The sequence below is a fragment of the Polaromonas sp. P1_E1_2 genome (genome assembly GCF_056406035.1).
The window spans coordinates 1-4,585 of sequence record NZ_JBFUAZ010000380.1 but is presented as its reverse complement, the minus strand read 5'-3'; the positions used below and the strand labels follow the sequence as shown (position 1 = coordinate 4,585).

General features: G+C 64.5%; 5 protein-coding genes and 1 pseudogene. 1 reads left to right on the top strand and 5 read right to left on the bottom strand.

Annotation, left to right across the window (positions count from 1 at the left end):
- The 5 genes and pseudogenes from AC1D1P_RS16115 to AC1D1P_RS16095 form a co-directional block, all read right to left on the bottom strand.
- Positions 1 to 360 (bottom strand): annotated as a pseudogene (locus tag AC1D1P_RS16115) (urease accessory protein UreE); the annotation flags it as partial.
- A gap of 490 nt (positions 361 to 850) precedes the next feature.
- Positions 851 to 2,569, bottom strand: coding sequence for an urease subunit alpha (gene ureC, locus AC1D1P_RS16110; RefSeq protein ID WP_477668212.1), 1,719 nt, complete (start codon positions 2,567 to 2,569; stop codon positions 851 to 853).
- Positions 2,569 to 2,874 (bottom strand): urease subunit beta, encoded by a 306-nt coding sequence (locus AC1D1P_RS16105; protein ID WP_477673665.1) that lies wholly within the window; start codon positions 2,872 to 2,874, stop codon positions 2,569 to 2,571. The genes ureC and AC1D1P_RS16105 overlap by 1 nt, the downstream gene beginning before the upstream one ends.
- An 8-nt stretch (positions 2,875 to 2,882) precedes the next feature.
- On the bottom strand, positions 2,883 to 3,500 hold the full coding sequence (locus tag AC1D1P_RS16100) for a HupE/UreJ family protein (RefSeq protein WP_477668210.1): 618 nt from the start codon (positions 3,498 to 3,500) through the stop codon (positions 2,883 to 2,885).
- 21 nt (positions 3,501 to 3,521) lie between these two features.
- Positions 3,522 to 3,824 carry an urease subunit gamma gene (locus AC1D1P_RS16095; protein ID WP_007874763.1) on the bottom strand — a complete coding sequence of 101 codons (303 nt, stop codon included), beginning with the start codon at positions 3,822 to 3,824 and terminating at the stop codon, positions 3,522 to 3,524.
- Between the two features lie 165 nt (positions 3,825 to 3,989).
- On the opposite strand from AC1D1P_RS16095, the gene AC1D1P_RS16090 reads away from it, so the two are divergent.
- Positions 3,990 to 4,585, top strand: a 596-nt coding sequence (locus tag AC1D1P_RS16090; protein ID WP_477673664.1) for a purine-cytosine permease family protein, incomplete at its 3' end; no start/stop codon positions are given.

The following is a 4,585-nucleotide window of genomic DNA, read 5'->3' as shown; positions in this document are numbered from 1 at the left end:
GTCATGGGAATGGTCATGCCCATGGCTGTGTCCGCCAGCGCTGTAGGCGCCGCCTTCAGGTTCGAACGCTTCTTCAACTTCGTTCACGATCAGGTGCATGGCACGCAGCATGTCGGCCAGCACATGGTCGGGTTCAATTTTCAGGTGGTCCGGCTTGAGTTCAATCGGCACATGCCGGTTGCCCAGGTGGTAAGCGGCGCGCGTCAGGTCGAAAGGGGAGCCATGCGACGGGCAAGCGGTGATGCGGAGCACGGCTTGAGGCGCGGCAATCACCTTGACCATGGAGCCGTCTTCCGCCACCAGCACGTCGCCGCCACGCACCAGCGTGCCGCGCGGCAGGAACACACCAAGGTGGCGGCCGAGCGTTCTATAGTCTCGTGGGCTCGGAGATGTGTWTWAGAGACAGGTCATGGACTTGGGCGCGCCGTATTTTTTGCGGAGCTCAGCGGCAATCTTCTCGAAGTTGATCTTGGTCGATGCGTTCTGCACGTATTCGTCTTCCTGCCGGGCCAGCACGTTGACGAGCTTGTCGTCGATGAAGCGGAAGCAGGTGTTGAACTTCACGCCGGCGAGGGCCAGACTCGCTTCTCGTAGGCAGGTGCCCCAGGGCTTGCCGCTCGGTGCCGCCGCAATGGGTTTGGCGGAGGGAAAGCGCTTGGACACATCAGCCGGCGACATGCCCACTTGCGTGCCGGGCCATAGTTCCTGGGCGTGACTTGCGGCGGCGGCGCAGGCCAATGCGGTAGCGATCAAGGCAAGGCGCGCGGCGGACTCGAACGGTGTGGTGGGGTTCATAGCGGAAGGTGAGTGAGCGAGATTCCCGATTGTCGCAGCGCCTCTGCGTCGCCGGTTAGAAAAGAAAATACCGTTGCGTCATCGGCAGGCTGGTGGCTGGCTCGCAGGTCAGCAGCTGACCGTCTGCGCGTACCAGGTAGGTCTGTGCGTCGACTTCCATCCTGGGCAGATAGGCATTGTGGACCATGTGCTGCTTGCGCACGCCGCGCACGTTTTTCACGGCGCTCACGGTCTTGGCCAGGCCGAAGCGTTCCTTGACGCCAGCGTTCAGCCCCGCTTGCGAGACAAAGGTCAGCGAACCCTTGGCAATCGCGCCGCCGAAGCCGCCGAACATGGGGCGGTAATGCACCGGCTGCGGCGTGGGGATGGAGGCGTTCGGGTCGCCCATGGCCGCCATGGCGATAAAGCCGCCTTTGAGGATGACCGAGGGCTTGATGCCGAAGAAAGCCGGTTTCCACACCACCAGGTCGGCCCACTTGCCCAACTCGACTGAGCCAACCTCGTGCGAGATGCCATGGGCAATCGCTGGGTTGATGGTGTATTTGCTGATGTAGCGCTTGGCGCGGAAGTTGTCGTGGCGGTCGCTGTCACCGGGCAGCTTGCCGCGCTGCAGCTTCATCTTGTGCGCGGTCTGCCAGGTGCGGATGATGACCTCGCCGACGCGGCCCATGGCCTGACTGTCACTGCTCATCATGCTAATGGCGCCCAGGTCGTGCAGCACGTCTTCGGCTGCGATGGTTTCCTTGCGGATGCGGCTTTCCGCAAAGGCCAGGTCTTCGGCGATGCCGGCGTCCAGGTGGTGGCACACCATCAGCATGTCGACGTGTTCGTCGAGCGTGTTGACGGTATAGGGCATGGTGGGGTTGGTGGAGGAGGGCAGGAAGTTCTCTTCGCCGACCACGCGCAGGATGTCGGGGGCATGGCCGCCGCCCGCGCCTTCGGTGTGAAAGGCGCAGAGGCTGCGGCCTTTGGTGGCGGCAATCGTGTTTTCGACAAAGCCGGATTCGTTAAGCGTGTCGCTGTGGATAGCGACCTGTGTGTCGGTTTCTTCCGCAACATCCAGGCAGTTGCTGATGGCCGCGGGCGTGGTACCCCAGTCTTCGTGCAGTTTCAGGCCGATGACACCGGCGTTGATCTGCTCGTGCAGCGCGGCGGGCAGGCTGGCATTGCCCTTGCCCAGGAAGCCCAGGTTCATCGGGAAGGCGTCGGCTGCCTGCAGCATGCGCTCGATGTTCCAGGGGCCGGGCGTGCAGGTGGTGGCAAAGGTGCCGGTGGCCGGGCCTGTGCCGCCGCCCAGCATGGTGGTGATGCCGGCAGTCAGCGCTTCCTCGATCTGCTGCGGGCAGATGAAGTGGATGTGCGAGTCGATGCCGCCAGCCGTGACGATCATGCCCTCGCAGCTGATGATCTCGGTGCCGGGGCCGATGATCATGTCGACGCCGGGTTGGGTGTCGGGGTTGCCGGCCTTGCCGATGGCGGCGATGCGCCCGCCCTTCAGGCCGATGTCGGCCTTCACGATGCCCCAGTGGTCGATGATGAGCGCGTTTGTCATCACGCAGTCCATCGCGCCTTCGGCCCGGGTTTTTTGCGACTGGGCCATGCCGTCGCGAATCGTCTTGCCGCCGCCRAATTTGACTTCCTCGCCGTAGCTGCCGGCGCGCAGCGTGTAGTCGGCTTCGACTTCGACCACCAAATCCGTATCGGCCAGCCGCAGCCGGTCACCGACGGTGGGGCCGAACATTTCCGCGTAGGCGCGGCGTCCAATTGTTGCCATCAAAGTGCTCCCTGCACGAGTCCTCGGAATCCGTAAACCTTGCGGTCGCCTGCGAATTCCACCAGTTCCACCGTGCGCTGCTGCCCCGGCTCGAAGCGCACGGCCGTGCCCGACGCGATGTTCAGCCGCATGCCGCGCGCGGCGTCGCGGTCAAAGCCAAGCGCGCCGTTGGTTTCGGCAAAGTGGTAGTGCGAGCCGACCTGTATGGGCCGGTCGGCCGTGTTCTGCACAACGACGGTCAGCGTGYGCCGGCCTGCATTGAGTACGTGGTCGGGGCCGTCGGTGATGAGTTCGCCGGGAATCATGGTGCGCCTCAGGCCAGTTGGGCGAGCAGGGTCACGCCGAAGAGGGCGACGGCGGCGCCAGCCGCGCGCGGCAGCCAGACGCTGGCACTGCGCAGCGCCCAGCCCGCACCCAGGCCCGCCAGGTGCAGCAGCAGCGTCGCGGCCAGCATGCCCGACAGCGTGGCCCAGGCGCTGGGTGCCCCGGCGAGTTCATAACCATGGGCAAGACCGTGGAAGACGGCGAACACACCAACGACGAGCGCCGCCGCAATGCCGGGCACATGCCAGCGCGTCACGACCAGCAGGCCGGTGACCAGCAGCGAAGCCGCGATCATGGGCTCGACGGCGGGAATCTCCAGACCCTGCAGGCCCAGCAGGGCGCCTGCCAGCAGCATGCCGGCAAAGCCCAGCGGACCCCACAGCAATTCGGGGCCGGCGCGTCGAGCGACCAGGGCGCTCCACAGGCCCACGGCCACCATGGCCGCAAGGTGGTCCATGCCTGTCAGCGGGTGGATGAAGCCGCTGAAGAAAGCACTGGCGTGGTCGTGCACCGCAGCGCCGGATTGATGATCAATATGGGCGCTGGCGCCCGCCGATATTGCGCAAGCAGCTATCAAAAAAAGAGCGTTTTTGGTTTTGATTTGCATGGTGGCGATCTCGGGTAATGCTTAAACAATGGGCTGGTGCACGGTGACCAGCTTGGTACCGTCGGGAAAAGTCGCTTCGACCTGGATGTCGGGGATCAGCTCGGGGATGCCGTCCATCACATCGGCGCGGGTCAGCACCGTGCGGCCCTCGCTCATCAGCTGGGCGACGGATTTTCCGTCGCGCGCACCTTCCATGACGGCGGCGCTGATGAGGGCKACGGACTCGGGGTAGTTGAGCTTGAGGCCGCGGGCGCGGCGCCTTTCGGCGAGCAGGGCAGCGGTAAAAATAAGGAGCTTGTCTTTTTCTCGGGGCGTCAATTCCATGGGGCTCTCTCAGGGCAGGCTGYCGGCTTGGGGATGCTTGCCGGGGTGCAAGAATGGTGCCATAAGAAACGTGAGCCACCAAGGCCGCCCCGGGCAGGATGCATGGCACAGAACATGCACCYGAAGACGGTCAATCACTCCGCGCCCGGCGCATCTGCCCACCCTATGGACGCCCCGCTCACGCCCCAGCTGCCGCCACTGCCGCCCGAAGCGGCCGGGGCCGCGCCTTTGGCGGCAGAAGCGCCGCCGCTGCAGCGCATCATCAAGGTCAGGCGCGACTACAACAGCTGGGTGGCCAGCGAAACCATGGAAGACTACGCGCTGCGTTTCACGCCGCAGCGCTTTCGCAAGTGGTCCGAGTGGCGGGTTGCCAACACCGCGTTCGGCGCGGCTTCTTTCCTGATCCTTGAAGCCGTGGGCGCCACGCTGCTGGTGAAGTACGGGTTTACCAACGCCTTCTGGGCGATCATGGCCACCGGGCTCATCATTTTCATGGCGGGCCTGCCCATCAGCATTTACGCGGCGCGCTATGGCGTCGACATGGACCTGCTGACGCGCGGAGCCGGTTTTGGCTATATCGGCTCCACGCTGACCTCGCTGATCTACGCCTCATTTACCTTTATCTTTTTCGCGCTGGAAGCGGCGGTCATGGCTTACGCGCTGGACCTCGCCCTGGGTATCCCGCCCAGTTGGGGCTACCTGATCTGCGCGCTGGTGGTCATTCCGCTGGTAACCCATGGTGTCTCCGCGATCTCCCGCCT

Excerpts from the sequence above, each read along its gene's own strand:
- AC1D1P_RS16100 (WP_477668210.1), bottom strand. The coding sequence starts at position 3,500 with ATGCAAATCAAAACCAAAAACGCTCTTTTTTTGATAGCTGCTTGCGCA.